This window comes from Polymorphobacter sp. (genome assembly GCF_048007885.1).
Classification (GTDB): domain Bacteria; phylum Pseudomonadota; class Alphaproteobacteria; order Sphingomonadales; family Sphingomonadaceae; genus Sandarakinorhabdus.
On record NZ_CP180346.1, the window covers coordinates 43,370 to 67,252 of the forward strand.

The following is a 23,883-nucleotide window of genomic DNA, read 5'->3' on the forward strand; positions in this document are numbered from 1 at the left end:
CGCCCGATTCCGCCTCTGGCCAAGCGCCCGCAACGCCCCTAATCTCCCCGCCCATGACCGACCTCCCGCCCACCATCGACGCGATTCTCGAATCGATCCGCGCCCGCGTCACCGGCGAGGTCGCCGCCGCGCCCCCGGCCGCTGAAGGCCCGCCCCCGCTCCCCGTCATCCCCTCGCCCGCCACCGACCCCGGCAAGGTCACCCTGTCCGAAGGCAGCATGACCCTCGACGCGCTGGTGCAAAAGATGCTCGAGCCCATGCTCAAGGCCTGGCTCGACCAGCGCCTCCCCGAAATCGTCGAGCGTGTTGCCCGCGAGGAAATCCGCCGCATCGCCGGCCAGTAATTGCGCCGCACGCCGCACTGCGGCAAAGCCCCCCCCATGACCATCGAAAAAACCTTCACCCCAGCCGACATCGAAGCCCGCTGGTATGCCCATTGGGAAGCGACCGGCGCCTTCCGCCCAGCCCGCGGGCACGCCCAGCCCTACACCATCATCATCCCGCCCCCCAACGTCACAGGCAGCCTCCACATCGGCCACGCCCTCGACAACACCCTGCAAGACATCCTCATCCGCGCCCACCGCCTGAAGGGCCGCGACGCCCGCTGGATCGTCGGCACCGACCACGCCGGCATCGCCACCCAGATGGTCGTCGAGCGCGATCTCGCCCAGCGCCAGCAGCCCGACCGCCGCACCATGGGCCGCACCAAATTCCTCGAAACCGTCTGGGACTGGAAGCAGACCAGCGGCGGCACCATCACCAGCCAGCTCCGCCGCCTCGGCGCCTCATGCGACTGGGCAAACGAACGCTTCACCATGGACGAAGGCTTCAACACCGCCGTCACCAGGGTCTTCGTCCAGCTCTACAACGAAGGCCTGCTCTATCGCGCCAAGCGCCTCGTCAACTGGGACCCCAAGCTCGGCACCGCCATCTCCGACCTCGAAGTCGAGACCCGCGAAGTCGCCGGCAGCTTCACCCACATCCGCTACCCGCTCGCCGATGGCGCCCGCCTGCCAGACGGCGCAGACCATATCATCGTCGCCACCACCCGGCCCGAAACCATGCTCGGCGACACCGCGGTCGCCGTCAACGCCGAAGACCCGCGCTACCAGCCGGTCATCGGCCAGCACATCATCCTGCCCATCACCGGCCGCCGCATCCCCATCATCGCCGATGATCACGCCGACCCCGAGCTCGGCTCCGGCGCGGTCAAGATCACCCCCGCCCATGACTTCAACGATTTCGAAGTCGGCAAGCGCCACAACCTCCCGATGATCAACATCTTCGACGCGGGCGCCAACATCATCGCCGCCGAAGGCATCCCCGCCCATCTCGTCGGCCTCCCCCGCGAAGCCGCCCGCCAGCAGGTCCTCGCCGATCTCGAAGCCACAGGCGCCCTCGTGTCCATCGAGCCCAAAACCATCCAGATGCCCTACGGGGACCGCTCCGGCGTCGTCATCGAGCCCTGGCTCACCGACCAATGGTATGTCGACGCCAAAACCCTCGCCGCCCCCGCCCTCGAAGCGGTGCGCGCCGGCGAAACCAAATTCGTGCCCCAAAACTGGGACAAGACCTATTTCAACTGGCTCGAAGACATCCAGCCCTGGTGCGTCTCCCGCCAGCTCTGGTGGGGCCACCAGATCCCCGCCTGGTACACCCCCGACGGCCAGTGCATCGTCGCCGAAACCGAGGCGCAAGCCCAGGCGCAAGCCGGCCAAGGCGTCCCACTCACCCGCGACGAAGACGTCCTCGACACCTGGTTCTCCTCCGCGCTGTGGCCCTTCGCAACGCTCGGCTGGCCCGAACACACGCCCGACCTCGCCCGCCACTACCCCGGCGATGTCCTCGTCACCGGCTTCGACATCATTTTCTTCTGGGTCGCCCGCATGATGATGCAGGGCCTCCACTTCATGGAAAAACCGCCCTTCCACACCGTCTACTGCCACGGCCTCGTCCGCGATGCCAAAGGCCAGAAGATGAGCAAATCCAAGGGTAACACCGTCGATCCGCTCACCCTCATCGATCAATACGGGGCCGATGCGCTGCGCTTCACGCTCTGCGCCATGGAAACCCAGGGCCGCGACATCAAGCTCGATGAAAAGCGCATCGAAGGCTACCGCAACTTCGCCACCAAGCTCTGGAACGCCGCCCGCTTCGCGCAGTCAAAAGGTATCGGCGCCGCTGGCGCCGGGGCAAACGGCATCCACGCCCAGCCCAAGGCCCCGCCCGGCGCGCAGCACCCCGTCAACCGCTGGATCATCACCGAAATCGCCCAGACCACTCAGGCCGCCGACAGCGCACTCGCCGCCTACCGCTTCGATGCGCTCGCCGACACCCTCTACCAGTTCGTCTGGAACCGCTTCTGCGACTGGTATCTCGAACTCACCAAGCCGCTGCTCGCTGAAGACGCCGACCCTGCGCTGGCCGCCGAAACGCGCGCCACAGCCGGCTGGGCGCTCGACCAGATCCTCGTCCTCCTCCATCCCGTCATGCCCTTCCTCACCGAAGAGCTGTGGCACAGCCTCGCCCCCGAAACCGCAGCCCGCCCGCACGACCTCATCACGGCAAGCTGGCCCGACGCCGCCGCCATCCCGCAAGACGAAGCCGCAGCGCAGGAAATCACCTGGCTCATCACCCTCATCTCCGAAATCCGCTCGGCCCGCACCGAGCTCGGCGTGCCCCCCTCCGCCCGCCTCGCCTTCAGCGTCGAAGGCGCCGCCCCCGAAACCACCGCCCGGCTCAAGGCCAACGCACCCGCCATCGAACGCCTCGCCCGCATCCACCCGGCCGAAACCCCGCCAACCCCCGGCAGCGCGCGCCTGCAAGTCGTCGTCAACGAAGCCACCTTCAGCCTGCCGCTCGAAGGCATCATCGACATCGCCGCCGAGCGCACCCGCCTCGAAAAAGCCATCGCCGCCGCCACCAAGGAGCGCGACAGCCTCGCCGCCCGCCTCGCCTCCCCCGGCTTCACCGAAAAAGCCAAGCCCGAAGCAGTCGAAAAAGCCCGCGCAGACCACGCCGCCCGCGCCGAAGAAACCACCCGCCTCACCGCCGCCCTCAACCGCCTCGGCTGAGCGGGCGGGGGCGGGGAAGGGGCCTCCGGCGGTCGAGACAGGGCCTCCGGCGGTCGAGACAGGGCCTCCGGCGGCTGGGGGCGACGCCCCCAGACCCCATCAGTGGAGCAGCCCAAAACGCCCCGTCGCCCCGGACTTGATCCGGGGCCTAAGCGACTCCGTTCCCCCCAATCGCAGCGCCGCAGGCCATAAATGCGCTACGCGCCAGCGCTCCCCTCCCAAGCCTTGTCCCACCCCAACAAATGGGGTCTGGGGCCTGAGGCCCCAGCCGCCGGAGGCCCTTAACTGCCCGCCGGAGCCATCGAAGTTCAGGGATTCGAGGATCAACTGGATTGAAAAGGTATAAAAACCGCACTACATCAGCTCATGAAGTTCGACTTCGATGCCGCCAAAAGCGCCCAGAACCGCGCCAAACACGGGATCGACTTCGAGCAGGCGCAGGCGCTCTGGGCCGATCCATGGCTGCTTGAAGCGCCCGCCCGCACAGAAGGCGAGCCGCGCATTCTGTCGGTCGGCCGGATTGGCGAAAGGCACTGGGCCGCCATCTGGACACCGCGCGGCAACAGCGTGCGGATCATTTCGGTCCGCCGCGCCCGCAAGGAGGAGATCGACCGTTATGAAAACATCTGACCTCGACCAGGCCTTCGATGCCGGCGACACTGTCGCCGACAGCATCGACTGGTCAAAAGCCCGCCGCCCCAACACGGAGAGCCGCCGCGTCAACGTCGATTTCCCTGCATGGGTGGTCGAAGGCCTGGACAAACAGGCCCGCCACCTCGGCGTCACCCGCCAGTCCCTCATCAAGCTCTGGATCGCCGAACGCCTGCAATAGGTCCGCCAGCCGCTAAGCCGCCCCCGCCTGCAAGTCCCGCAACACCGCCAGCGCCGCCTCGGCCATCGCGGCCGGCACAAACAGATGGTCATGGTGAAAGCCGGCGATGATGTTGCACGGGATGTCGGCTGCTGCCAGCGCGCCCGCCACAGCCGCCGTCAGCCCCACGCCGTCGAGCGCGGAAAACACCCCCAGCGTAATCCGCCGCATCGGCATCGACACGTCAAACTCCAGCCGCCGCGCCGCCGCCACATCCAGAACCAGCGTCGTCCCCTCCGCCTCCTCAATCCGCGCCACCGCATGCGCCGCCGCCACCCCTGCATCCACTGTCGTGCAAAACACAAACACCCCGTCCCCCAGCACCGGCGCCATCCCCGCCAGCATCGCCCTGCGCTCCCGCACCACCCTGCCGTCCGCCATCATTCCCCTCGCTCCGCAGCCCGCCATCAGAAAGAAGGGGCCTCCGGCGGGCAGTCAAGGGCCTCCGGCGGGCGAGAAGGGCCTCCGGCGGCTGGGGGCGACGCCCCCAGACCCCAATCGTGGAACAGCCCAAAAGTTTCCGTCGCCCCGGACTTGATCCGGGGCCCAGGCGACGCCGTCCCCCCAAGCCCAGCGCCGCAGGCCATGAAAGCGCTACGCGCCGGCGCTGCCCTACGAAATCTTGTCCCACCCCCACAAATGGGGTCTGGGGCCTGAGGCCCCAGCCGCCGGAGGCCCTTCTGCCCGCCGGAGGCCCTTCTGCCCGCCGGAGGCCCTAAACTGCCGCCGGAGGCCCATCAGGCCCGCCCCGTTCCCAGCAGGTTCGCCCACGCAACCGATGCAAAAGCGTCACATCCCTGCAAAATAGCGACATCCTCTGCTGCATCGCAACATCGAAACACGCTTGCATTGCCGAACTCACTTGCGCAGATTGATATCAAGAAGCGTCGGCACCAGTCCGACAAGGGGGAGGAGTGATCATGCGTCATTGGAATTGTGCGTCCGTTTCGGCTCTGGCTCTGGCTGTGGCGGCGGCGGCCATGCCTGCGCAGGCGCAGGAGGTGGCGGATGCCGCCTCGGGGCCGCAGCTGGGCGAGATATTGGTCACGGCGCAGCGGCGCGAGGCCTCGGTTCAGGATACGTCGCTGGCCGTGTCGGCGTTCGGGCAGGAGTTGATTGATCAGGCGCGTGTGCTGAGCTTTGAGGAGCTGGCGACGCGCGTGACGTCCTTGAGCTTCACCGCCCTGTCGCCGCTCGATCAGGAGTTCAACATCCGCGGCATCACCAACACCCGGCTTGACAGTCCGTCGGCGGACCAGTCGATCGGTATCTTCACGGATGATGTCTATGTCGGCCGCTCCGGCCTGTTCAATTTCGACATGTATGACATCGAGCGGGTCGAGGTCATTCGCGGCCCGCAGGGCGTGCTGCTGGGCCGCAACGTCGTTGGTGGTGCCATCAGCATCATTTCGGCGGCGCCCACGTTTGAAACCGGCGGCGCGTTCAATGTCTCCTATGGCAATTACAACGAGGTGCTGGCGCGCGGGCATGTCACGGGCGGCCTGACTGACACTCTGGCGACGCGCTTTTCGTTCCAGATCCGCAACCGGGACGGGTTCAATGAGGATATCCAGAACAATATCGATCTCGACAATGTCGAGTCGATCCAGTTCCGCAGCCAGCTGCTGTTCCAGCCGCAGCAGAGTGATTTCAGCGCCCGGTTGATCTTCGATTATACCAATGACAAGTCGAACGGCTTCCATTCGGTCGCCATCGATGGCCCGGCGCCCGGTGCCGGCCCGTGGAGCACGGCGCGCGCTGCGATCGGTGCCATTCGCGGCCGCCCGCTTGATATCCGGGAAGGCCTGCCGACCTGGCCCACCTATGAGGGCGATGCCAATCCCAGCCCGCAGCGGCTGCGGCGCGAGGCCTGGGGCCTCAATCTCCGGCTCGAAAAGGGGCTGGGGGACATCGCCACGCTGACCAGCATCACCGGCTACCGCAAGGGCGATGCCAACAACCTCTATGACCAGACCGGCATCGGGCCGTTCAACGATTTCGGCGTCATCTCGCCGACGCTGTTCACCTTCCCGGTGCAGGAGACCGAGAGCATCAAGCAGTTCAGCCAGGAGCTGCGCATCGTCTCCGAAACCCGCGAGCGCGGCTTCGAGTGGATCGTCGGCGCCTATTTCCAGCGTGACACGGTCGACAAGTTCGACCGCTTCCGCGCCGACACCCCTGCGCCCATCCCGACGCTGTCGGGTGAGAGCACCTGGGACAATACGGCCCGCAACCGCTCCTATGCCTTTTTCGGCCAGCTCGGTTATCGCTTCTCCGAGGCCTTCCGCATCGTCGCCGGCGTGCGCTACGCCAATGACAAGAAGGAGGGCACCGTCACCGGCACGGCCGTCGCAACCGGGGACAGGTTCAATCCGAACGACACGGTGGCGCTCACGCCGCTGGCGCCCAATTTCACCACCGGCACCGGCTACACCACCGATTACGGCGAGAGCTGGAGCGAGATCACGCCGCAGGTCACCGCCGAGTTCAAGCCCAACGACGATATCCTGCTCTATGCCACCTTCTCGACCGGCTACAAGGGCGGCGGGTTCGAGGATGACCCGGCCAATGCAGCCGCCGCCCAGGCCGGCTATGACCCCGAAACCGTGGACAATTTCGAGGTCGGCGCGAAGATGGAGTTCCTCGATCGCCGGGTCCGGCTCAACCTTGCCGCCTTCTCGATGCGCTACAAGAATCTGCAGGTCACCCAGACCAACCAGGATTGCCTGTGCAACATCACCGACAATGCGGCGGATGCCAAGATCCGCGGCGTCGAGGCCGAGCTTGAAATCGCCGCCACCGAATGGCTGACGCTGTATGGCGGCGGCACCGTGCTCGACACCGAATATATCGACTTCATCGACAGCCTTGGCCGCGACAGTTCGGGCAATTTCCTCCAGCGCACGCCTGAATGGCAGTTCAACGTCGGCGGCACGCTGACCACCGATCTCGGGTCGTGGAAGAACGGCCTCACTGCCAACGTCAATTACAACCGGCAGGGCAAGCTGTTCTGGGCGCCCGACAATGCCCAGACCGAAGACCCTTATGGCCTCTTGAATGCGCGCATCTCCATCACCCCCAATGATGGCCAGATCACGCTCAGCGCCTGGGGCCGCAACCTCACCAACACGCTCTACCGCACCAACATCATCGCCTTCTTCGGCGATGAGGTGTCGCGGCTGGGCAATCCGCGCACCTACGGCGTGGAGCTGGGCTTCCGCTTCTGAGCCTGTCCTACAGCCGCCAGATGGGCTATAAGAAAAGGGTGCAGACAAGCTGTCTGCACCCTTTTCCTTGGCGACCGCCTAACCTTCCTAACCTTCCAGACCCCCCGAAACCCTCTCGCAACCCACTCAAAACCGGTTGTAGCTCTCGTCGCCGGTGCCGCGCCTGCCCATGATGATGCGCGGGTCAGCCGGGTTGAACATCCCTAGACACCAGGTCTCGGCCATCGGCTGGTCGCGGTTCCAGTCGAGAATGGTCTTGCGGTGCTTGATCCGCCACTCGCCACCCCGCTTCTCGAACCGGTCGATCAGCCGCCCCCCGGTGAGCGTGTCCCAGGGCTCGCCATTCTTCGAAAAGCGCGCAAATGTAAGCACATAAGTCTCCACCCACGCCACATCGCCATCAAATTCATAATGCACGTTGCACAGATAATGCCCCATCACCCCGGCCGATTTCAGCCGCGCAATCGCCCCATCCACATAAGCCCGCGCCGGCCCCACATAGCTCGACCCATGCTCCTCGATCGCATCATCCCAGTAGCAGCTATGCAAAAGATCCCCGTCGGTGCGGTCCACCCCGCGCGCATAACGCGCCAAAACATCAGCAATATCCTGCTTCGCAATCAATGTTTCCAATGAGTTCGCCATCACTTCCCTCCCTGTACGGCCTGCGCCATCGCTGCTGCCAATCCGCCCGGATCACGCGCCAGATGCGCCCGCACCGAAATCGCATGCGCATCGGTATCATGCTCGTTGATCGAATGCCGAGCCGCCAAAAGCCCAGCCTTTCCAATGTCCTGCGGCGAAGATTTCTTCACATGGGTGACATGCGCCGCCATCCGCGTATCGACCGAGCCCACGATCAGCGCCGCCACATGCGTCCCCTGCGGCGCCAGCTCGGCGCGCAGCGCATCACTGGCCGCGCGTGCGGCGAATTTGGACGGGCTATAGCCGCCCATCCCCGGCACCGAGACGATCGCGCCGGCCGATAACACATTGACAACACAGCCCCCGCCATTCGCCTTCAGCACGGGCGCAAAGGCCCGCACCATGCTCACCAGGCCGATATAGTTGGTCTCGATCTCCGCCCGCAGCGCCGCCAGCGACGGCGCCCCCAGCAAGGTCTGCATCGAAAAGGCCCCGGCATTGTTGACCAGCAGATTGACATCCCCGGCCAATTCCGCCGCCGCTGCCACCTGTCCCTCATCAGTCACATCGAGCGCAATCGGCACCAGCCGCGCATCCCGCGCCGCCGCCGCCTCACCGTCAGCCAGCTTGCGCGCCGCCACATAGATCTTGGCCGCCCCCTGAGCGAGCAGTTCATCGACAAAGCCCTCGCCAATGCCCCGGTTGCCTCCGGTGACGAGCGCCACACAGCCTTGAATCTCCATTATTTTCCTCCCCACCAGTCGCTATAGGCCAGGTCATCCGGCTTCTTCGCGCCGCGCACCAGCCTCGCCGGATCAGGCGCGATCTGCCCGCGCCCCCAGCTCTCATTCAAGGGCATTTCATGGTTCCATTCCCATGTCAGCCGCCGATGCGCGATCTTCCACCCGTCGCCGCGATTCTCGAACTTGTCGAGGATCCGGGCCATCGTCAGGCTGTCAAACGGCGCCTCGCCTTCCCGCCGCGAGAAGGTCAGCCAATAGCTCTCGGCCCGGGCCCGGCTGCCGTCCACATCGATCAGCAGGTTGGTCACCATGTGCGTCATCCGCGGCGCAGTCGGCAATATCTTCGCCATTCCAGCCAGATAGTCCGCCGCCGGGCCCAGAAACGTGCCGCCATGATCCTCGATCGCGTCGTCATGGTAAGCAGGCGCGATCAGCGAGACATCGCCCCGGTCCGCGCCCTTGGCATAGTTGTGCAGCACGTCCGCAATCGCCGCGCGCGACAGCAGATCCTCAAGCGTCATTGCTCGCCTCCTTCAACAGATCGGCAAAGGCCGCCTCCGCCCCGCGAAACCGCCGCCCTGCACCAAAATCCGCGTGCCCGCCCAAGGGGATGGAAGGGCTCTCCACGGCACTTGCCCGCCTGAACACGCCGCCGCCCGCCACCCAGATCTCGCCCGTCACGTCGCAGTCCACCCCCGCCAGCCAGCTGAGCGCCGGGCCTACAGCTTCGGGCGCCAGCAGGTCCGCCAGCCCGTCCGCCGTGCCCGCCGTCATCGGCGTCGCCGCATAGGGCATCAGCACATTCACTCCGATCCCATCCCGCCGCAGCTCATCGGCCAGGCTCAGCGCATAGCCATTGAGCGCCCCCTTCGATGCCGCATAAGCTGGCCGGCCCTTCAGGCCGTGCAACCCTGCGGTCGAGGATATGAACACGATCCGCGCCGCCCTACGCGCCCGCAATTGTGGCAGGGCTGCGCGCACAAGTGCCGTATTGGCAAAGAAATTCGTCTCCATCACCTCGCGCAGCACCGCCTCGTCCAGCGCATCGGCCTTGGCCACCGGCCCGGTGATGCCCGCATTCAGCACCAGCACATCAAGCCCGCCAAACGCCGCCACGGTTGCCGCCACCATCGCCCCGGCAGCCCCGGCGGCGCACACATCATGCCGGTCTGCCGCCGCACGCCCGCCCGCCGCTTCAATCGCCGCCACCGTCTCGGCGGCCGAATCCGCAGCCTCTTCGCGCTGCCGGTTGTTGACCATCACCGCCAGCCCATCGGCGGCCAGCGCCCGGGCAAAGGCCGCGCCCAGCCCCTTGCCCGCACCCGTCACCAGCGCAACCCGCTGCTTTGCTTCAGCCTCGCTCATGTGGCGAGCCTAACCCGGTCAGTATGGTCTTGAAAGTCCTAAACCGCCTCGGCCAGTCGGCCGTCATCGGCTTCCAGCTCGAAGTGAACCTCGCGGGCATCAAGCGGCGCGCGGCAACGCGAGCAGGCCATCACCGGCTTGAGCGGTCCGCCGCAGCTCTTGTGCGTCAGCAGCAGCGGCGGGCCTTCGGGAGAGACATAATAGCGGTCTCCCCAGACCAGCAGCATCAGCAGTGCGGGATAATAGGCCACGCCCTTGCGCGTCAGTCGATATTCGTGCCGTCCCGCACCGCCCGCCGCCGCCTGGCGGATGATCCCCCGTGCGGTCAGCCATTGCAAACGCTCGGAAAGAATGTTCGTTGCCATCGCCGTGTCGGCGCGAATGCCGTCGAAGCTGCGGATGCCGGTGAAGATCGAGCGCAGCACCAGCCCGGCCCAGCGATCCCCCATAAGTTGGGCGGCCTCCACAAAAAGCAGGCTGCCGTCCCCGCAGCTGTCGCGCAGCTGCCGCCGCCTGCTGTAGAGCGGCGCCATCCAGCCCACGCCCGGCCCCTCGCGCCAGTCCACGGCGGTCGCGTCGATATCGTCCCCGCACGAGCCGCAGGCCGCCACCGGCTCGAAATCATGGCCACAGGCCTTGTGCGTGAGCCGGATCGAACGGGCGCCCGCCTCGCGCGCGCCCCAATTTTTTTCCCAGACCAGAAGCGCCAGCGCCACCGGATAAACATCGCAGCCCTTCTGCGTGAGCCGATAGAGAAAGCGCTGCGGCCGCTCCTGATAAAGGCTGCGCTCGAACACGCCTGCCTCCACCAGCTTCTTCAGCCGGTCCGAGAGCAGCGCCTTCAACAGCCGCGTCTCGCGCCAGAAGTCATCAAACCGCCGCGCGCCCTGAAACGCCGCTTCCAGAATCAGCAGCGTCGGCGTGTCACCAATCACCTCCAGCGCGCGCCAGATCGAGCAGGTGCGGATCAGATTGTCATTGCCCACGCCGCCATCTTAGCGCCGCGGAGACATTTTCGCTACTTGTGAAAGTCTTCCTTCAGGCCCAGCGCCGCCACCAGCTGCGCCCGGTCATAATATTCGCGCCACACCTTGATATGGTCACCCTCCACGGTCAGCACGCCGACCACGGGCACCTCGCCATAATGGCCATTATAGGTGAAGCGATCGACCCGCTCGATGACCACGGCATCACCGACCCGGCCGATGCGCTGGATATCGAGCGTGATGTCCGAAATCCCCGCACCCAGCGCCTTGATGCGCGAATCGATCGCGGCACGCCCCACCACCGGCTCGATCATCATCGAATGCAACACGCCGTCCTCGGCGAACAATTCGCCAACCAGCTGCCAGTTGCGCGTGTTCCAAGCTTCGATCATCCGTTCGACGACGGCAATCTTCGGATCGCTGTTCATGCTCTTCTCCTGTGCCAATGCCGGCGCCGCCAGCAAGCCCATCACCGCCATCAAAAGCAGAATCAGCCGCCGCATGCCCCGTCTCCCCAAAACCGTTTCATTATCGAACCTGACCATCCCCCGAGCGGGTGCCCGCGTCAATGCCCAAGTTGCACAATCGAACCGTCTGGTTTACCTTTACGGCAATCAAGGGAGTCCAGACATGACTGCAACCGCCTATTCCGCCAATGTCACCCGCGAGCCGCCGGTCAAGGTCACCCTCCAGCCCAGCAACCACCCCTATCTGAACGGTGCCTGGACCCCGCTTCACGAGGAGGTGACGGTCGAAACCCTGCCGGTCATCGAAGGCAGCGTCCCCACCGACATCGACGGCATCTACCTGCGCAACACCGAAAATCCGGTCCATCAGGCGCTCGGCCGCTATCACCCGTTCGACGGGGACGGCATGATCCACCAGGTCAGCTTTTCGGGCGGCCGCGCCGCCTACCGCAACCGCTTCGTGCGCACCCGCTGCTTCGAGGCCGAGCAGGAGGCCGGCCATTCGCTGTGGGGTGGCCTGATGGATGGTCCCGGTGTCAGCACCCGCCCCGGCTTCGGCGCGCATGGCCGCCTCAAGGATGCCAGCAGCACCGATGTCATCGTCCACCGTCATCAGGCGCTCAGCACCTTCTATCAGTGCGGCGAAGCCTATGCGCTTGATGCCGAAACGCTCGATCAGCAGGGCATCGCCCCCTGGGTGCCGCTTGATGGCATCAGCGCCCACCCCAAGGTCGATCTCGAAACCGGCGAGCTCTTGTTCTTCAACTACAGCACCCACGCCCCCTATATGCACTACGGCGTGGTCAGCGCCGAGGGCAAGCTCGTCCATCATGTGCCGATTCCGTTGCCTGGCCCGCGCCTGCCGCACGACATGGCCTTCACCAAAAACTGGTCGATCCTCAATGATTTCCCGGTGTTCTGGGATGCGGAACTGCTGAAGCGCGATCTCCATGTCGTGCGCAAGCACAAGCTGCCCAGCCGCTTCGCCCTTATCCCCCGCCACGGCAGCCCCGACCAGATCCGCTGGTTCGAAGCCGATCCCACCTATGTCCTCCACTTCCTCAACGCCTGGGAAGAGGGCGACGAGGTCATCATGGACGGCTATTTTCAGGAAAACCCCACCCCCGGCCCGCTCGAAAATGCCGATGGCTATGGCCAGCTCATGGCCTATGTCGACCAGCAGAGCTTCAAGCCCAAGCTCCACCGCTGGCGCTTCAACCTCAAGACCGGCAAGACCCGCGAATATCACCTCGATGACCGCATTCTCGAATTCGGCACCTACAATCAGCGGATGAGCGGCCACCCCTATCGCTATGCCTATAGCACCGCGACCAAGCCCGGCTGGTTCCTGTTCGATACCTTCGTCAAGCACGATCTCGAAACCGGCGAAAGCTGGTCGGTGCAGCTGCCCGAAGGCCGCTACGCCAGCGAAGCCCCCTTCTGCCCGCGCGTGGGCGCCACTTCGGAAGACGACGGCTATCTCGTCAGCTTCATCATCGACGAGAACCGCGGCACGTCGGAATGCATCCTCATCGATTGCAAGAATTTCGAAGCCGGCCCCGTCGTCCGCCTCGCGCTGCCCCACAAGATCTCAAGCGGCACCCACGCCCATTTCGTCGAGCGCCAGCATTTGCCGCGGTAGGGCAGGGCAGGGGCCTCCGGCGGCTGGGGCCTCAGGCCCCAGACCCCATGAGTTGGCTGGGGACAAGCCTTTGATGCGTTGCGCCTGCGCGAAGCGCCTTGATTGCCTGCAGCGCTCGGCTGGCTGTTTCAAGGCGCAGCCCATATTGACTGATGGGGTCTGGGGGCGCCGCCCCCAGCCGCCGGAGGCCCTTAAAGCCGTGCCAGCACCTCGGCGCGCAAGACATCGCGCACCACCTTGTTCATGGCGTTTCGCGGCAGCTTGTCGAGCACCACCAGCCGTTCGGGCCGCTTGAAAATGGCGCAGCCCTTGCTTTCCAGCCAGGCGCCGAGCGTTTCGATGCTGGGCTCGGCCCCCGGCTTTGGCACTACGGCCACCGCCACCCGCTCTCCCAGCAAATCGTCGGGCACACCGACGGTCGCGGCTTCGAGCAGCTCGGGCGCGCCTGCCAGCAGGTCGTCGATCTCGGCGGGCGAGATATTGACCCCGCCGCGCACGATGATCTCCTTTGAGCGGCCGACGAAGCGGTAGAAGCGGGCAAGCTCGCCCTCGCCGGCGATCTCGAACAGGTCACCGGTACGGAAATAGCCGTGGTCGTCAAAGGCGCGGGTGTTGAGGTCGGGCGACTTCCAATAGCCGGAGAAGATGTTCCCGCCGGCCAGCCGCAGCTCGCCGACCTGGCCGGGCGCGGTGATTTCGGTCTCGGTGGCGGGGTCGACGAGGCGGGTCAGCACCACCTCGCCGGTGATGCCCTTTTGGCCCTTGTGAACGAAATAGCGGGCGCGCTGTTCGGGGTCCGGAACATCGGCGGCGCCGCAAAACAGCGAGCAGCCTTCGTTGGAGCCGAAAATGTTGCAGATCTCGATGCCGTAGCGGTCCCGCCAGCCCGAGATCAGGAACGGGGAGAGCGGCGCCGAGCCGGAGCCGATGGCGCGCAGCGAGGAAATGTCGGTGGCGCCCAGAATTTCCGGTTTGAGCAGAAGGGCTGTCAGCACCGCGGGCGGGGCAATGGTGTAGCTGACACCTTCAGCAGCGATCTGCTGCAGGAACAGCCCCAGATCAAAGGGGTGATGCAGCACCATCCGGCCCTTCAGCCAGAGCCAGGGCAGCATCATGCCGCCAATCGACGCGATATTGACCAGCGGGAAGGAGTTGAGGATGACATCGCCGTCCCGCATCCCGGCGGCTTCGGCCACCACCTGCGCGTTCAGGATCCAGTGGTTGTGGTCGCGCGGCACGCCCTTGGGCGTGCTTTCGGTGCCGCTCGTCCAGCAGATCGTCATCACCTCGCCGCCAGCGGTCGGGTGCGCCACCACATGCGCGGCCGCCGGGGCCGGGTCGCCGCGCGCCAGCGCATCTGCAAGCAGCACCTGCGTGCCGGGCGCCACCAGCGTCTCCATCATCGCGCCGTGCGCATGGCCGGCAAATGTCGCCACCGTCACCACGGCCTTGGGGCTGGTCAGGCCAAGGATATGGCCGAGCTCATGGGCGCGATACTGCATCACCACCGGCGAGATGATCGCACCCAGCCGCGCGCAGGCCAACACCAGCGCCACCGCATCGACGGTGTTGGGCAGCTGCGCCACCACCACATCATCCTTGCCCACACCCGCCGCCAGCAGCGCCCCTGCCACCCGCTCCACCCGGTCCTTCAGCGCGGTCCAACTCAGCCGCTCGGGCGCCTGCCCGTCGAGCGCCGCGCGGTTGGGCGGGTCGACCAGCGCCAGCGTGTCGCCGCCGGCCGCCGCCACCTCCTGGAACATCGCATCGACCGACCGCCCCGACCACCAGCCGCACGCTTCATAGTCAACAATCCGCTCTTTGGGCGTCAGGAACATCGCAACTCTCCCCGTCACTTTCATAAGTCGACTTACTCCGGCGTTCAATGCAAGATGCGCGTCATGAAGGGGCAGCCATGATTCTGTGTCGTCCAATGGGCCACGGGCGCGCTCGGGCGCACGGCGCTGCGCCGGCTCATCGACGCGCCCGATGCAGCGCTGGTTGGCGTCTATGTTTACGGCGCGAGAAAGGACGGGCAGGATGCGGGCACCATCGCCCGTCGCCCCGAAACCGGGATTCTGGCCACCAACGACATCGAGGCCATTCTCGCGCTCGATGCCGATCTCGTCATTCACACCCCGCGCATCACCCTGCCCTATGAAGCGCTCGCCGATGATGTCTGCCGCCTGCTGGCCAGCGGCAAGAATGTGATCAGCACGGCGGGCTTTCACTGGCCGGCCGCGCAGGGTGCTGCTTATGCCGACCGCTTGAAGGCGGCGGCGCTTCAAGGTGGGGTGACGCTTGCTGGCCTTGGCGTCTCGCCCGGCTTTGTCGTCGAGCGGCTGGCGCTCGGCGCCACGGCGATGTGCGCCGAGGTGGAAAGCATCACCATGCAGGAGACCGTCGACGCCAGCGCCATGGCCAGCCCGGCCTTCGTCTTCGACCTGATGGGCCTCGGCTCCGATCCGGCCAAGGCCGACATTCGCGAGGGGCCGCTGGCAAGCCTCTACACCGCGCTGTTCAGCGAGGTGTTCCACCACGCCGCCGCAGCGCTTGGCACGCGGCTTGTCAGCCTTGAGCCAGACCATCAGCTGACGCTGGCCCCGCACGACCTGCAGATCGCCGCTGGCACCATCGCGCGGGGCACGGTGGCCGCCACACATTGGCAATGGCGCGCGCATTATGAAAACGGCATCAGCCTCGCCATGTCGATCCTCTGGACCGCTGATCGCAGCCTGCACGGCGAGACCCCGCCCGGCCATTGGCTGATCGACATCAAGGGCCGGCCCAATGTGCACATGACGCTCGATATCGAGGAGCCGGACCCATCAGCCCCGCCCTCGCGTGCGCTGTCCGACGCCACGGTCGCGGTCGCGCTCAATGCGATTCCCGATGTGCTGGCCGCGCCGCCGGGCCTGTTCGCCTTCATGCCGCCGGCCCCGTTCAAAGGGCGTTTCACATGACCCATATCTTCATTCACGATGCCGTGCGCACGCCGCGTGGCAAGGGCAAGGCCGGCGGCGCGCTGGCCAGCCTCATGCCCGAAGACCTCACCACCGCCTGTATCGACCATCTCGAAGCGCGCGGTCGCCCGGTGCGCGCGCTGGCCGAGCGGCTGATCGTCTCCAGCGTCGGCCAGGTCGGGGTGCAGGGCGGCCATATCGCCATGGTCGCCAAGCTGCACGGCGGCCTGCGCCCCGAGGCGGCGGCACACAGCCTCAACAATTTCTGCGCCGGCGGGCTCAGCGCCATCGGCCAGGCAGCCGCCGCCGCCGCATCGGGCCAGGCCCGGCACAGCCTCGCCGGCGGCGTCGAGATGCTGAGCCGGGTGCCGTTCATGGCCGACACTGCGGCGCATTATACCGCCACCAACCTGCCGCTCCATAGCCGCTACATTCCGGTCGCGCTCGCCGCCGATCTGCTGGCCGAGGCGGAGGGGCTGACCCGTGCCGAACTCGACGCGGTGGCGCTCACCAGCCAGTCGCGCGCGGCCAGCGTCAGCCTGAATGCCTCGGTGGTGCCGCTGGCAGGCTTGACCGCCGATGAGACACCGCGCGCCACCAGCGCGAGCAGCCTCGCCAGCCTGCCGCCCGCCTTTCCGGCGCTGGCCGCGCAATATCGCGCGGTCATCGGTGATGCGCCGGTCGACCATCGTCACACGCTTGGCCATGCGCCGCCGCTGGCCGACGGCGCGGCGCTGGCGCTGATCGGCCCGGCCGACGCTGCGCTGCCGCCGCCGCGGGCGCGCATCCTCGCCTTTGCCGAAAGCGGCGGCGACGTGCGCGCCTCACTGACAGCCGGCTTTGCCGCGATGCAGAATGCCCTCGAGCGCGCGGGCCTCGGTCTGGCTGACATGGCGGCCGTGGAGTTCATGGAGGCCTTTGCGGTGACAATCGCAAAGTTCCTGCGCGATTTTCCCGTTGATCCGGCGCGCGTCAACATCGCCGGCGGGCATATCGCGCGCGGCCATCCGATGGGCGCGACCGGCGCGGTCCTGACCGCCATTCTGCTTGATGCGCTCGACGCGGTGCAGGGGCGCTACGGCCTGGTCGTGGCCAGCGGCGCACAGGGCGTCGGGGTCGCCATGGTTGTCGAGAGGCTTTGATGCTCGAAGAAATCCTCAAATCGCTGCGGCTGCCGGTCGTGGTCGCGCCCATGTTCCTCGTCTCAGGGCCCGAGATGGTGATCGCGGCCTGCAAGGCCGGGCTGATCGGCAGCTTCCCCGCCCCCAATGCCCGCACGGCGGCTGATTTCGATGGCTGGATGGCGGAGATCAAGGCCGCGGTTGGCGGTGCACCATGGGCGGCCAATCTCGTCACCCATGCCAGCAACCCGCGTCTGGCGGAAGATCTGGCGCTGGTCGCCAAGCACAAGCCGCCGCTCGTCATCACCGCGCTGGGCAGCCCCAAGCCGGCGATCGAGGTGGTGCATGGCTATGGCGGCCTTGTGTTCGCCGATGTCACCACGGTGGCGCTGGCGCGCAAGGCGGCGGCGGTGGGCGCAGACGGGCTGGTTTGCGTCTCGGCAGGTGCTGGGGGCCACACCGGCCAGCTTTCGCCCTTCGCCTTCGTCTCGGCGCTGCGCCAGTTCTTTCCCGGTCCGGTCTGCGTCGGCGGCGGCATTGCGGACGGGGCGGGTGTCCTCGGTGCGGTCGCGAGCGGGGCGGACCTTGTCTATATGGGCACCCGCTTCATCGCCGCTGAAGAAAGCCGCGCCGCCCCTGCCTACAAGGCGATGCTGGCCGACAGCAGCCTTGATGATCTGCTTGTCTCGGCCGCCGTCACCGGTACGCCGGCAAGCTGGCTGATCCCCAGCCTGCGTGCGGCCGGCTATAACCTTGAAAATCTCGCCAGCCCAGCGGCGCGCAACTATGGCGGCGATGTGCAGAAGCGCTGGAAGGATGTCTGGTCGGCAGGGCAGGGTCTGCACGCCGTCACCGCCACCGAGCCGCTGGCGGTGATCGCCGACCGGCTTGTTGCGGAATATGATGACGCGCGCGCGGCGCTTGACGCGCGCAGCGCCCTTTTCAGGCGCTTGCCGGTTTAGCCGCACCCGGCCTGCTGCTAGACTGGCAGCATGTTGGCGTCCCAGCCCATCCTTGCTGCCCTCGCCGGGCTGTTGCTGCTGATGGGGGGCGGTAATTATGTTGTTCGCCAAGGCACCACGCTGGCCCAGCGGCTCGGTGTCCCACCGCTGTTCATCGGTGTCGTCATCGTCGGCTTCGGCACCTCGGCACCCGAGCTTGCCACCGGCGTGCGCGCCGCGCTGTCGGGCGCCCCGGCGCTCGCCTTTGGCAATGTCATCGGCGCGTCGCTGGCCAATCTGCTGATCGTGCTGCCGCTTGCCGCCTTGCTGCTGCCCTTCCGTATCTCGCGCGCGGCCATCGCCACCGAAGGCGCGGCCGTGGCTGCGGCGGCCGCACTGTTTGCCGGGCTGGCCTTTCTGCCTGCGCTGGCGCGCGCCAGCGGCGTGGTATTGCTGCTGCTCCTCGCGCTGTGGCTGTTCGTCAGCCTGCGCCACAGCGCGCGCAGCCGGGCGGCCGAGGCTGCGCTGCAGAAGCGCGAGGCCATGGTTGTCGCCGTCGCCGCGCCGTGGTGGGAAGCGCTGTTGCTGCTGCTCGCCGGCATATTGGCGCTCGTGCTGGGCGCTGATCTTCTCGTGGCCGGGGCGACGCGGCTGGCGGTCCGGCTGGGGGTCGGCGAGGATATGCTCGGCCTGACCCTGCTCTCCTTTGGCACCTGCCTGCCCGAGCTGGCCACCGCCATCGCCGCCACCCGCCGCCGCCAGACCGATATCGTCATCGGCAATGTGCTGGGCAGTTGCCTGTTCAACATCCTTGCGGTCGGCGGGCTGGTGATGGCGATCTCCGGCGCCGCGCCGCAGGATGCCGCGCGCCACCTCGATGCGCCGGTTCTTGCCGCCACCGCGCTGTTTGTCATCGCGCTCCTCATGCTGCGTGAGCGTGTCGGCCGCCCGGCGGCGCTGCTGCTGCTGGCGCTGTACGTGCTCTGGCTGACGGTTCGGCTCTAGAGGGTCGCCACACCTTCACCCGCCGGCTCGGCAAAGAGCCGCGCCACATCGGCGGCGCGCCCGTCAATGACCGCGCGCCGGTTGATGCTGCCCTTGTCCGAAAGCTCATGCGCATCAACGCGCGGCGGCACATCGAGCAGCATCACACGCGTCACCTTGGCGCCTCGCTGGTGCTGGTTGAAGGCGCGCACCCTGTCGGCCACCTGCGCCAGCGTCACCCCCGGCTTGGGCCAGGCCATCATCGCCAGATAGGGCCGGTTGTCGTCGGCCAGAACCAGATCGCTCACCAGGCCATCAAGCGCGCCAAGCAGCTGTTCGCGCAGCTGGCCGCCATAAACCCAGTTGCCGCTGGCCAGCTTGAACTCTTCGGCCAGCCGCCCGGCAAAGGCGAGACCCTGGCCGGGGTCGGCCTCGTCATGGAAGACGGCGAGGTCGCCGGTCCGGTAATAGCCTTCCTCATCAAAGGCGGCGGCATTTTTCTCCGGCTCGTCCAGATAGCCGGCCATCACATTGGGCCCGCGCAGCCGCACCTCATAGCGCGCATCATGCGGCACCAGCTTCACCTCAAGGCCGGGCGCGGGCAGGCCGATGCCGACCTTGGTGGTGGGGAAATGAATGACCATGCAGCCGGTCACCGTCTCGGTCATGCCATAGCCGGTGGTCATGTGGATGCGCATGCCCGTTTCGGCCACGGCATGCGCCTGCAACCGGTCATAAACCGCCTGCGGCAGCCCCGCGCCGCCATAGAGCATCAGCCGCATGTCCTTGAAGAAGGTGCGCCGCAGCACCGGGTCATTGTCTAGCGCATCGACGAGCATCGCATAGCCCGCCGGCACATTGTTGAAATAGGCGACCGAAATCTCGCGCAAATTGCGCAGGGTCGTGTCGAACAGCCCGGGCATCGGCTTGCCCTCATCGACATGGAGCGTGCCGCCCTCCAGCAAGGTGGCGCGCAGCACGGAGGCGCCAGCAGCATGGTGCCATGGCAGCCAGTCGAGCATCGTCCCGCCCCAGTTTGCCGCCTCGCCTATGCTCGCCAGCCCCTGCGCGGTCGCTGCGGCGATCATTGCCAGCGTCTGCGGAACCACCTTCGGCAGGCCGGTCGAGCCGCTGGTCAGCATATAGCTGGCCACCGCCCGCGGCTCGCGCGCGGCGATCGACAGGTCGACCTTGTGGGTCGGCTCGGTTGCGGCGGCGGCGGCGAAGTCGGCCAGCGCCATGCCCGGCGTCCGGCAGGCCTCGACCGCGGCGGCGAGCGCCGGGTGCGGGTCGGCATAGATCATCGCCGCACCCGTCTTGGCGATCACATGGCGCAGCCGCGCATAATCGCCGCCGGCCAGCCCATAGGCCAGCCCCACCGGCGTGTGGACGGCGCCCGAGGCATAGCAGGCGAAGGTCCAGACGGCGGCCGGCAGCGTGTTCCCCGCCATCACGATCAGCGGCTTGCCGGTCATCTCATGGTCGAGCAGATATTGCGTCGCTGCACACACCAGCCCGGCGAATTCGGCATGGCTGACGGCGTTCCAGTCATCGCCAGCGCGGAACTTGAGCGCCGGCTGGTCGCCCTTTTCCTCCGCCCGGCCCATCAGTGCGCGGGCCAGATTGGCATCATGCCGCGGCAGCGGCACCCGGCTCTTCAGCCACACCGTGCCGTCCTGCCGGCGGACATCAAGGTCCACCGGCATGAACTTCGCCTCGCGAAAGGGCGTGCTCACTGCGCGGCCAGCGCCTTCACATGCGCCGGCAGCGGCTCGCCCAGTCGCTGCTTGTCGATGGTCTGATAATCGACATAGTCGCGCCAGCCCACGATCAGGTCACCGCGAAACTCGATGACGCCGGCATAGGGCGCGGTGATGGTGCGCCCCGCCACATCATCATATTCATCGACGCCTTCGACAAACAGCCGGTCGGCGGTCTCGGCATGGTTGATGATCCGCCAGCGCACGCTGCCCGGCTTGTCCGAGATATTGGCGCCAAAGCCTTCGAGAAACTTCGCCGCCGCCGCCTTGCCAACGAGCGGGGGCTTGGCGGTGGCCGCCATGTGCCAGACCACGTCGTCGGCCATCTTCGACAGCACGAACGCCGCATCCTTGCGCCCCCAGGCATCGATCACGGCCTTGAACTGCTCATATCTGCTCATCTCTTGCGCTCCCGCACTTGTTGCCACCATCAGCGCTACGGCCGCCGCCAGCCACTTCACCCCGCGCGCTCCACCACGAAGCTCACCGTTGTCGTCGTCGAGCCGCCGATGTTGAGTGTCTGCATCCGCCTGGCGCCCTCCACCTGATAGTCACCGGCCGTGCCCGACACCTGCTTGGCCGCATCAAGCACCATGCGCACGCCGGTCGCGCCGACAGGGTGGCCAAGGCCGATCAGCCCGCCGCTGGGGTTCACCGGGCAGCGCCCGCCCATCCTGATCGTGCCATCCTCAACCGCCTTCCAGGCCTCGCCCGGCGCTGTCAGCCCGAGGTGATCGATGGCCATATATTCGGTCACGGCGAAGCAATCATGCGTCTCCACTGCGTCGATGTCGGCCAGCTCGACGCCGGCGCGGGCGCGGGCATCAAGCACGGCGCGGCGCACCTGCGGGAACACATAGTCCTCGCCCGCACTCGCCCGCAGCTTGGTGGTCATCGAGATCGGCGCCGAGCGATGCCCCCAGCCCGAAATGCGCGGCAAATCTTCCAGCCGCAGCCCGCGCCTTGCGGCATATTCAGCTGCGCGCTCGGCCGAGGCCAGAAACACCACCGCCGTGCCGTCGGTCACCTGCCCGCAATCCATCTTGCGGGTGCGCCCCTCGATCACCGGATTGGCCTCGTCATCCTCGCTGAAATTTTCCGGCCCCAGCGTCCAGCCGCGCGTCTGGGCATTGGGATTGCGCTTGGCATTGGCGAAGTTGGTCTCCGAAATCGCCATCAAATGCCGGTAATCGAGCCCGTAGCGCCGCTCATATTCCTCCGAAAGGTCCGAGAAGGCGCGCGGCCAGAGATAGCGGGCGTCGGCGAATTCATGGCCGACCCAGGCGGCCGAGCCGAGATTCTCGGCCGCCTTCTGCCCGGGCACATTGCGCATCTGCTCAAGCCCGACCACGGCGGCCAGCCCATAGCGCCCGGCCTCGATCTCGGCCGCGGCCGCCAGAACCGCGACGCTGCCCGACGCACAGGCCGCCTCATGGCGCGAGGTCGGCAGGCCGTCGAGCGCGGGATCGACCTGCGCGAAGAAGCCGCCCAAAATGCCCTGGCCAGCAAACATCTCGGCGACAAAATTGCCGACATGGCCGGTTTCGATCTCGCTTGCGTCCAGCTTTGCGGCCGCCAGCCCTTCGCGCAGCGTCAACGCAAAGGCATCGGCAATCTCCATGTCCTGCCGCGACCAATTGGCCGAAAAGTCACTCTGCCACCCGCCCAGTACATACACCATGGCGTCTCTCCCCGATAAAGTTGGTTCGGTTATACAAGCCAAAGGGCCCGGCGCAAACCCTCACGGATTCGTCCGGATATGGGTCTCCAGTTCGTCGAAGAAACGCTCGAGATTGTGCAGCACATTGACTTTGAACTCGTAATTCACGTCCGGCCATTCGGAGTCGATGATCGGGCTCTCGTCCACCTTTTCGGCGTAAGCCCCGGCCATCCCCTTGATATAATCGGCATCGAGCTTGATCTCGCCCATCCGGTCGAGAATCCGCAGTTGGACGATCATCATCTGCCGCACCAGCATTTCCAGCGCCGTGATCCGCGCCACCGCGGCCACGGCATCCAGCTCGACATCGCGTTCCTCGCTCATGCGATCAGTCTATGCCCCTTCCCCCCACAAGTAAAAGCCGCCAGATATCGGGGATGCGGACCCTGACCATTGCCACCGAGCGTTTCCCCGTGCGCGGCGCCTTCACCATCGCGCGCGGCGCCAAGACCCATGTCGATGTCGTGACCGCGACCATCAGCGAGGGGGGGCGGCAGGGCAGGGGGGAGGCCACCGCCGTCTATTACCGTGGCGAGTTGGCCGAGAGCGTTGCTGCGGCTGCCGCGGCACAGGCCGACCCGATTGCCGGCGGCGCCAGCCGCGCTGATTTGCTGACCCTGATGCCCGCCGGTGCAGCCCGCAACGCGCTCGACTGCGCGCTCTGGGACCTTGAGGCCAAACAGGCCGGCACCAGCGTGCGCGAGCTGCTCGGCCTGCCGCCGTTCCGGCCGCTGCTCACCGCCTATACGATCAGCCTCGATGCGCCCGCTGCCATGGCCGAGGCGGCCGCAAAGGTGCGGGCGCGCGAACTGATCAAGGTCAAGCTCGGCGGCGCCGATGGCCCGGCCGCCGATATCGCGCGCATGGCGGCCGTGCGCGCCGCCGCGCCCGATGCGCGCTTCGTCGTTGATGCCAATGAGGGCTGGGGCGGCACCGACATCGCGCGCACCGCAGCCGCGCTGGCGGCGCTGGGGGTGGAGCTGATCGAACAGCCGGTGCCGGCGGGTGACGATGGCCAGCTCGACGGCCTCCACGCCGAAATACCGCTCTGCGCCGATGAAAGCTGCCACGACCGCGCCAGCCTCGATCAGATCATCGGCCGCTACCGCTTCATCAACATCAAGCTCGACAAGGCCGGCGGCCTCACCGAAGCCCATGCGCTTGCCCATGCCGCCCGCCAGCGCGGACTGGGCGTCATGACCGGCTGCATGCTTGGCACCAGCCTCGCCATCGCGCCCGCCTTTCACATCGCCGTCCAGTCAGACTATGCCGATCTCGATGGCCCGCTGCTGATCGAGGACCGGGACGGCGGCCTCAAGTTCGAACATTCCGACGTCTGGCCGCCCGCGCCCGCGCTCTGGGGCTAGGCGGAGC

The 23,883-nt window shown here is 66.6% G+C and carries 23 protein-coding genes; 11 read left to right on the top strand and 12 right to left on the bottom strand.

Annotated features, from left to right (window positions below; genetic code table 11):
- The first annotated feature begins 53 nt into the window (after positions 1-53).
- The 4 genes from ACMVO5_RS00195 to brnA all read left to right on the top strand — a co-directional run bounded on the left by ACMVO5_RS00195 (position 54) and on the right by brnA (position 3,906).
- On the top strand, positions 54-344 hold the full coding sequence (locus ACMVO5_RS00195; protein ID WP_416908074.1) for a DUF2497 domain-containing protein: 291 nt from the start codon (positions 54-56) through the stop codon (positions 342-344).
- 36 nt (positions 345-380) lie between these two features.
- Positions 381-3,074, top strand: a complete 2,694-nt coding sequence (locus ACMVO5_RS00200; protein ID WP_416908075.1) for a valine--tRNA ligase — start codon at positions 381-383, stop codon at positions 3,072-3,074.
- A gap of 366 nt (positions 3,075-3,440) precedes the next feature.
- Positions 3,441-3,704 (top strand): BrnT family toxin, encoded by a 264-nt coding sequence (locus ACMVO5_RS00205; RefSeq protein WP_416908076.1) that lies wholly within the window; start codon positions 3,441-3,443, stop codon positions 3,702-3,704.
- Positions 3,691-3,906: a type II toxin-antitoxin system BrnA family antitoxin gene (gene brnA, locus ACMVO5_RS00210; RefSeq protein WP_416908077.1), complete on the top strand. Its 216-nt coding sequence runs from the start codon at positions 3,691-3,693 to the stop codon at positions 3,904-3,906. The genes ACMVO5_RS00205 and brnA overlap by 14 nt, the downstream gene beginning before the upstream one ends.
- A 12-nt stretch (positions 3,907-3,918) precedes the next feature.
- Here the strand turns inward: brnA and ACMVO5_RS00215 are convergent, their stop codons facing one another.
- A complete protein-coding gene (locus tag ACMVO5_RS00215; RefSeq protein WP_416908078.1) occupies positions 3,919-4,329 on the bottom strand; it encodes an ACT domain-containing protein in 411 nt (136 codons plus the stop codon).
- 536 nt (positions 4,330-4,865) lie between these two features.
- On the opposite strand from ACMVO5_RS00215, the gene ACMVO5_RS00220 reads away from it, so the two are divergent.
- The gene (locus ACMVO5_RS00220; protein ID WP_416908079.1) at positions 4,866-7,172 is read left to right on the top strand and encodes a TonB-dependent receptor; all 2,307 of its coding nucleotides are present in this window, start codon (positions 4,866-4,868) and stop codon (positions 7,170-7,172) included.
- Positions 7,173-7,298: 126 nt separating this feature from the next.
- Here ACMVO5_RS00220 and ACMVO5_RS00225 read toward each other — a convergent pair whose 3' ends face one another.
- The 6 genes from ACMVO5_RS00225 to ACMVO5_RS00250 are packed head-to-tail and all read right to left on the bottom strand — an operon-like array spanning position 7,299 to position 11,414.
- Positions 7,299-7,817 (bottom strand): nuclear transport factor 2 family protein, encoded by a 519-nt coding sequence (locus tag ACMVO5_RS00225; protein WP_416908081.1) that lies wholly within the window; start codon positions 7,815-7,817, stop codon positions 7,299-7,301.
- Positions 7,817-8,560 carry an SDR family NAD(P)-dependent oxidoreductase gene (locus ACMVO5_RS00230; RefSeq protein ID WP_416908082.1) on the bottom strand — a complete coding sequence of 248 codons (744 nt, stop codon included), beginning with the start codon at positions 8,558-8,560 and terminating at the stop codon, positions 7,817-7,819. The genes ACMVO5_RS00225 and ACMVO5_RS00230 overlap by 1 nt, the downstream gene beginning before the upstream one ends.
- Complete coding sequence (locus tag ACMVO5_RS00235) at positions 8,560-9,081, bottom strand: nuclear transport factor 2 family protein (RefSeq protein ID WP_416908083.1); 522 nt, start codon at positions 9,079-9,081, stop codon at positions 8,560-8,562. The genes ACMVO5_RS00230 and ACMVO5_RS00235 overlap by 1 nt, the downstream gene beginning before the upstream one ends.
- Positions 9,071-9,925 (bottom strand): SDR family NAD(P)-dependent oxidoreductase, encoded by an 855-nt coding sequence (locus ACMVO5_RS00240; protein WP_416908084.1) that lies wholly within the window; start codon positions 9,923-9,925, stop codon positions 9,071-9,073. Before ACMVO5_RS00240 ends, ACMVO5_RS00235 begins: the two co-directional genes overlap by 11 nt.
- Before the next feature lie 38 nt (positions 9,926-9,963).
- A complete protein-coding gene (locus ACMVO5_RS00245) occupies positions 9,964-10,911 on the bottom strand; it encodes a winged helix-turn-helix transcriptional regulator (RefSeq protein WP_416908085.1) in 948 nt (315 codons plus the stop codon).
- Between the two features lie 32 nt (positions 10,912-10,943).
- Entirely contained in the window at positions 10,944-11,414 is a 471-nt protein-coding gene (locus ACMVO5_RS00250) for an SgcJ/EcaC family oxidoreductase (protein WP_416908086.1), read from the bottom strand.
- A 127-nt stretch (positions 11,415-11,541) separates the two neighbouring features.
- On the opposite strand from ACMVO5_RS00250, the gene ACMVO5_RS00255 reads away from it, so the two are divergent.
- Positions 11,542-13,020: a carotenoid oxygenase family protein gene (locus ACMVO5_RS00255; protein ID WP_416908087.1), complete on the top strand. Its 1,479-nt coding sequence runs from the start codon at positions 11,542-11,544 to the stop codon at positions 13,018-13,020.
- Between the two features lie 191 nt (positions 13,021-13,211).
- On the opposite strand, the gene ACMVO5_RS00260 is transcribed toward ACMVO5_RS00255, so the two are convergent.
- Positions 13,212-15,251 (bottom strand): class I adenylate-forming enzyme family protein, encoded by a 2,040-nt coding sequence (locus ACMVO5_RS00260; protein WP_416908088.1) that lies wholly within the window; start codon positions 15,249-15,251, stop codon positions 13,212-13,214.
- Between ACMVO5_RS00260 and ACMVO5_RS00265 the strand changes: the two genes are divergently transcribed.
- The 4 genes from ACMVO5_RS00265 to ACMVO5_RS00280 are packed head-to-tail and all read left to right on the top strand — an operon-like array spanning position 15,228 to position 19,050.
- Positions 15,228-15,983 (top strand): hypothetical protein, encoded by a 756-nt coding sequence (locus tag ACMVO5_RS00265; RefSeq protein ID WP_416908089.1) that lies wholly within the window; start codon positions 15,228-15,230, stop codon positions 15,981-15,983. The two genes, ACMVO5_RS00260 and ACMVO5_RS00265, sit on opposite strands and share 24 nt — an antisense overlap.
- Positions 15,980-17,125, top strand: a complete 1,146-nt coding sequence (locus ACMVO5_RS00270; RefSeq protein WP_416908090.1) for an acyl-CoA thiolase — start codon at positions 15,980-15,982, stop codon at positions 17,123-17,125. The genes ACMVO5_RS00265 and ACMVO5_RS00270 overlap by 4 nt, the downstream gene beginning before the upstream one ends.
- On the top strand, positions 17,125-18,066 hold the full coding sequence (locus ACMVO5_RS00275; protein ID WP_416908091.1) for an NAD(P)H-dependent flavin oxidoreductase: 942 nt from the start codon (positions 17,125-17,127) through the stop codon (positions 18,064-18,066). The genes ACMVO5_RS00270 and ACMVO5_RS00275 overlap by 1 nt, the downstream gene beginning before the upstream one ends.
- 30 nt (positions 18,067-18,096) lie before the next feature.
- The gene (locus tag ACMVO5_RS00280) at positions 18,097-19,050 is read left to right on the top strand and encodes a sodium:calcium antiporter (RefSeq protein WP_416908092.1); all 954 of its coding nucleotides are present in this window, start codon (positions 18,097-18,099) and stop codon (positions 19,048-19,050) included.
- Here ACMVO5_RS00280 and ACMVO5_RS00285 read toward each other — a convergent pair.
- The 4 genes from ACMVO5_RS00285 to ACMVO5_RS00300 are packed head-to-tail and all read right to left on the bottom strand — an operon-like array spanning position 19,047 to position 22,833.
- The gene (locus tag ACMVO5_RS00285) at positions 19,047-20,765 is read right to left on the bottom strand and encodes an AMP-binding protein (protein WP_416908093.1); all 1,719 of its coding nucleotides are present in this window, start codon (positions 20,763-20,765) and stop codon (positions 19,047-19,049) included. The genes ACMVO5_RS00280 and ACMVO5_RS00285 overlap by 4 nt on opposite strands.
- Entirely contained in the window at positions 20,762-21,190 is a 429-nt protein-coding gene (locus tag ACMVO5_RS00290; protein WP_416908094.1) for a nuclear transport factor 2 family protein, read from the bottom strand. The genes ACMVO5_RS00285 and ACMVO5_RS00290 overlap by 4 nt, the downstream gene beginning before the upstream one ends.
- 56 nt (positions 21,191-21,246) lie before the next feature.
- The gene (locus ACMVO5_RS00295) at positions 21,247-22,470 is read right to left on the bottom strand and encodes an acetyl-CoA acetyltransferase (protein WP_416908095.1); all 1,224 of its coding nucleotides are present in this window, start codon (positions 22,468-22,470) and stop codon (positions 21,247-21,249) included.
- A gap of 60 nt (positions 22,471-22,530) precedes the next feature.
- On the bottom strand, positions 22,531-22,833 hold the full coding sequence (locus tag ACMVO5_RS00300; RefSeq protein ID WP_416908096.1) for a hypothetical protein: 303 nt from the start codon (positions 22,831-22,833) through the stop codon (positions 22,531-22,533).
- Between the two features lie 53 nt (positions 22,834-22,886).
- Here ACMVO5_RS00300 and dgcA point away from each other — a divergent pair, with 53 nt between their 5' ends.
- On the top strand, positions 22,887-23,876 hold the full coding sequence (dgcA, locus tag ACMVO5_RS00305; RefSeq protein WP_416908097.1) for an N-acetyl-D-Glu racemase DgcA: 990 nt from the start codon (positions 22,887-22,889) through the stop codon (positions 23,874-23,876).
- The last annotated feature ends 7 nt before the right edge of the window (positions 23,877-23,883 follow it).

Coding starts and splice junctions, on each gene's coding strand:
- ACMVO5_RS00290 (WP_416908094.1), bottom strand. CDS start 21,190: ATGAGCAGATATGAGCAGTTCAAGGCCGTGATCGATGCCTGGGGGCGC.
- ACMVO5_RS00205 (WP_416908076.1), top strand. CDS start 3,441: ATGAAGTTCGACTTCGATGCCGCCAAAAGCGCCCAGAACCGCGCCAAA.
- dgcA (WP_416908097.1), top strand. CDS start 22,887: ATGCGGACCCTGACCATTGCCACCGAGCGTTTCCCCGTGCGCGGCGCC.
- brnA (WP_416908077.1), top strand. CDS start 3,691: ATGAAAACATCTGACCTCGACCAGGCCTTCGATGCCGGCGACACTGTC.
- ACMVO5_RS00240 (WP_416908084.1), bottom strand. CDS start 9,925: ATGAGCGAGGCTGAAGCAAAGCAGCGGGTTGCGCTGGTGACGGGTGCG.
- ACMVO5_RS00195 (WP_416908074.1), top strand. CDS start 54: ATGACCGACCTCCCGCCCACCATCGACGCGATTCTCGAATCGATCCGC.
- ACMVO5_RS00215 (WP_416908078.1), bottom strand. CDS start 4,329: ATGATGGCGGACGGCAGGGTGGTGCGGGAGCGCAGGGCGATGCTGGCG.
- ACMVO5_RS00220 (WP_416908079.1), top strand. CDS start 4,866: ATGCGTCATTGGAATTGTGCGTCCGTTTCGGCTCTGGCTCTGGCTGTG.
- ACMVO5_RS00225 (WP_416908081.1), bottom strand. CDS start 7,817: ATGGCGAACTCATTGGAAACATTGATTGCGAAGCAGGATATTGCTGAT.
- ACMVO5_RS00270 (WP_416908090.1), top strand. CDS start 15,980: ATGACCCATATCTTCATTCACGATGCCGTGCGCACGCCGCGTGGCAAG.
- ACMVO5_RS00280 (WP_416908092.1), top strand. CDS start 18,097: ATGTTGGCGTCCCAGCCCATCCTTGCTGCCCTCGCCGGGCTGTTGCTG.
- ACMVO5_RS00255 (WP_416908087.1), top strand. CDS start 11,542: ATGACTGCAACCGCCTATTCCGCCAATGTCACCCGCGAGCCGCCGGTC.
- ACMVO5_RS00250 (WP_416908086.1), bottom strand. CDS start 11,414: ATGCGGCGGCTGATTCTGCTTTTGATGGCGGTGATGGGCTTGCTGGCG.
- ACMVO5_RS00275 (WP_416908091.1), top strand. CDS start 17,125: ATGCTCGAAGAAATCCTCAAATCGCTGCGGCTGCCGGTCGTGGTCGCG.
- ACMVO5_RS00200 (WP_416908075.1), top strand. CDS start 381: ATGACCATCGAAAAAACCTTCACCCCAGCCGACATCGAAGCCCGCTGG.
- ACMVO5_RS00300 (WP_416908096.1), bottom strand. CDS start 22,833: ATGAGCGAGGAACGCGATGTCGAGCTGGATGCCGTGGCCGCGGTGGCG.
- ACMVO5_RS00235 (WP_416908083.1), bottom strand. CDS start 9,081: ATGACGCTTGAGGATCTGCTGTCGCGCGCGGCGATTGCGGACGTGCTG.
- ACMVO5_RS00230 (WP_416908082.1), bottom strand. CDS start 8,560: ATGGAGATTCAAGGCTGTGTGGCGCTCGTCACCGGAGGCAACCGGGGC.
- ACMVO5_RS00295 (WP_416908095.1), bottom strand. CDS start 22,470: ATGGTGTATGTACTGGGCGGGTGGCAGAGTGACTTTTCGGCCAATTGG.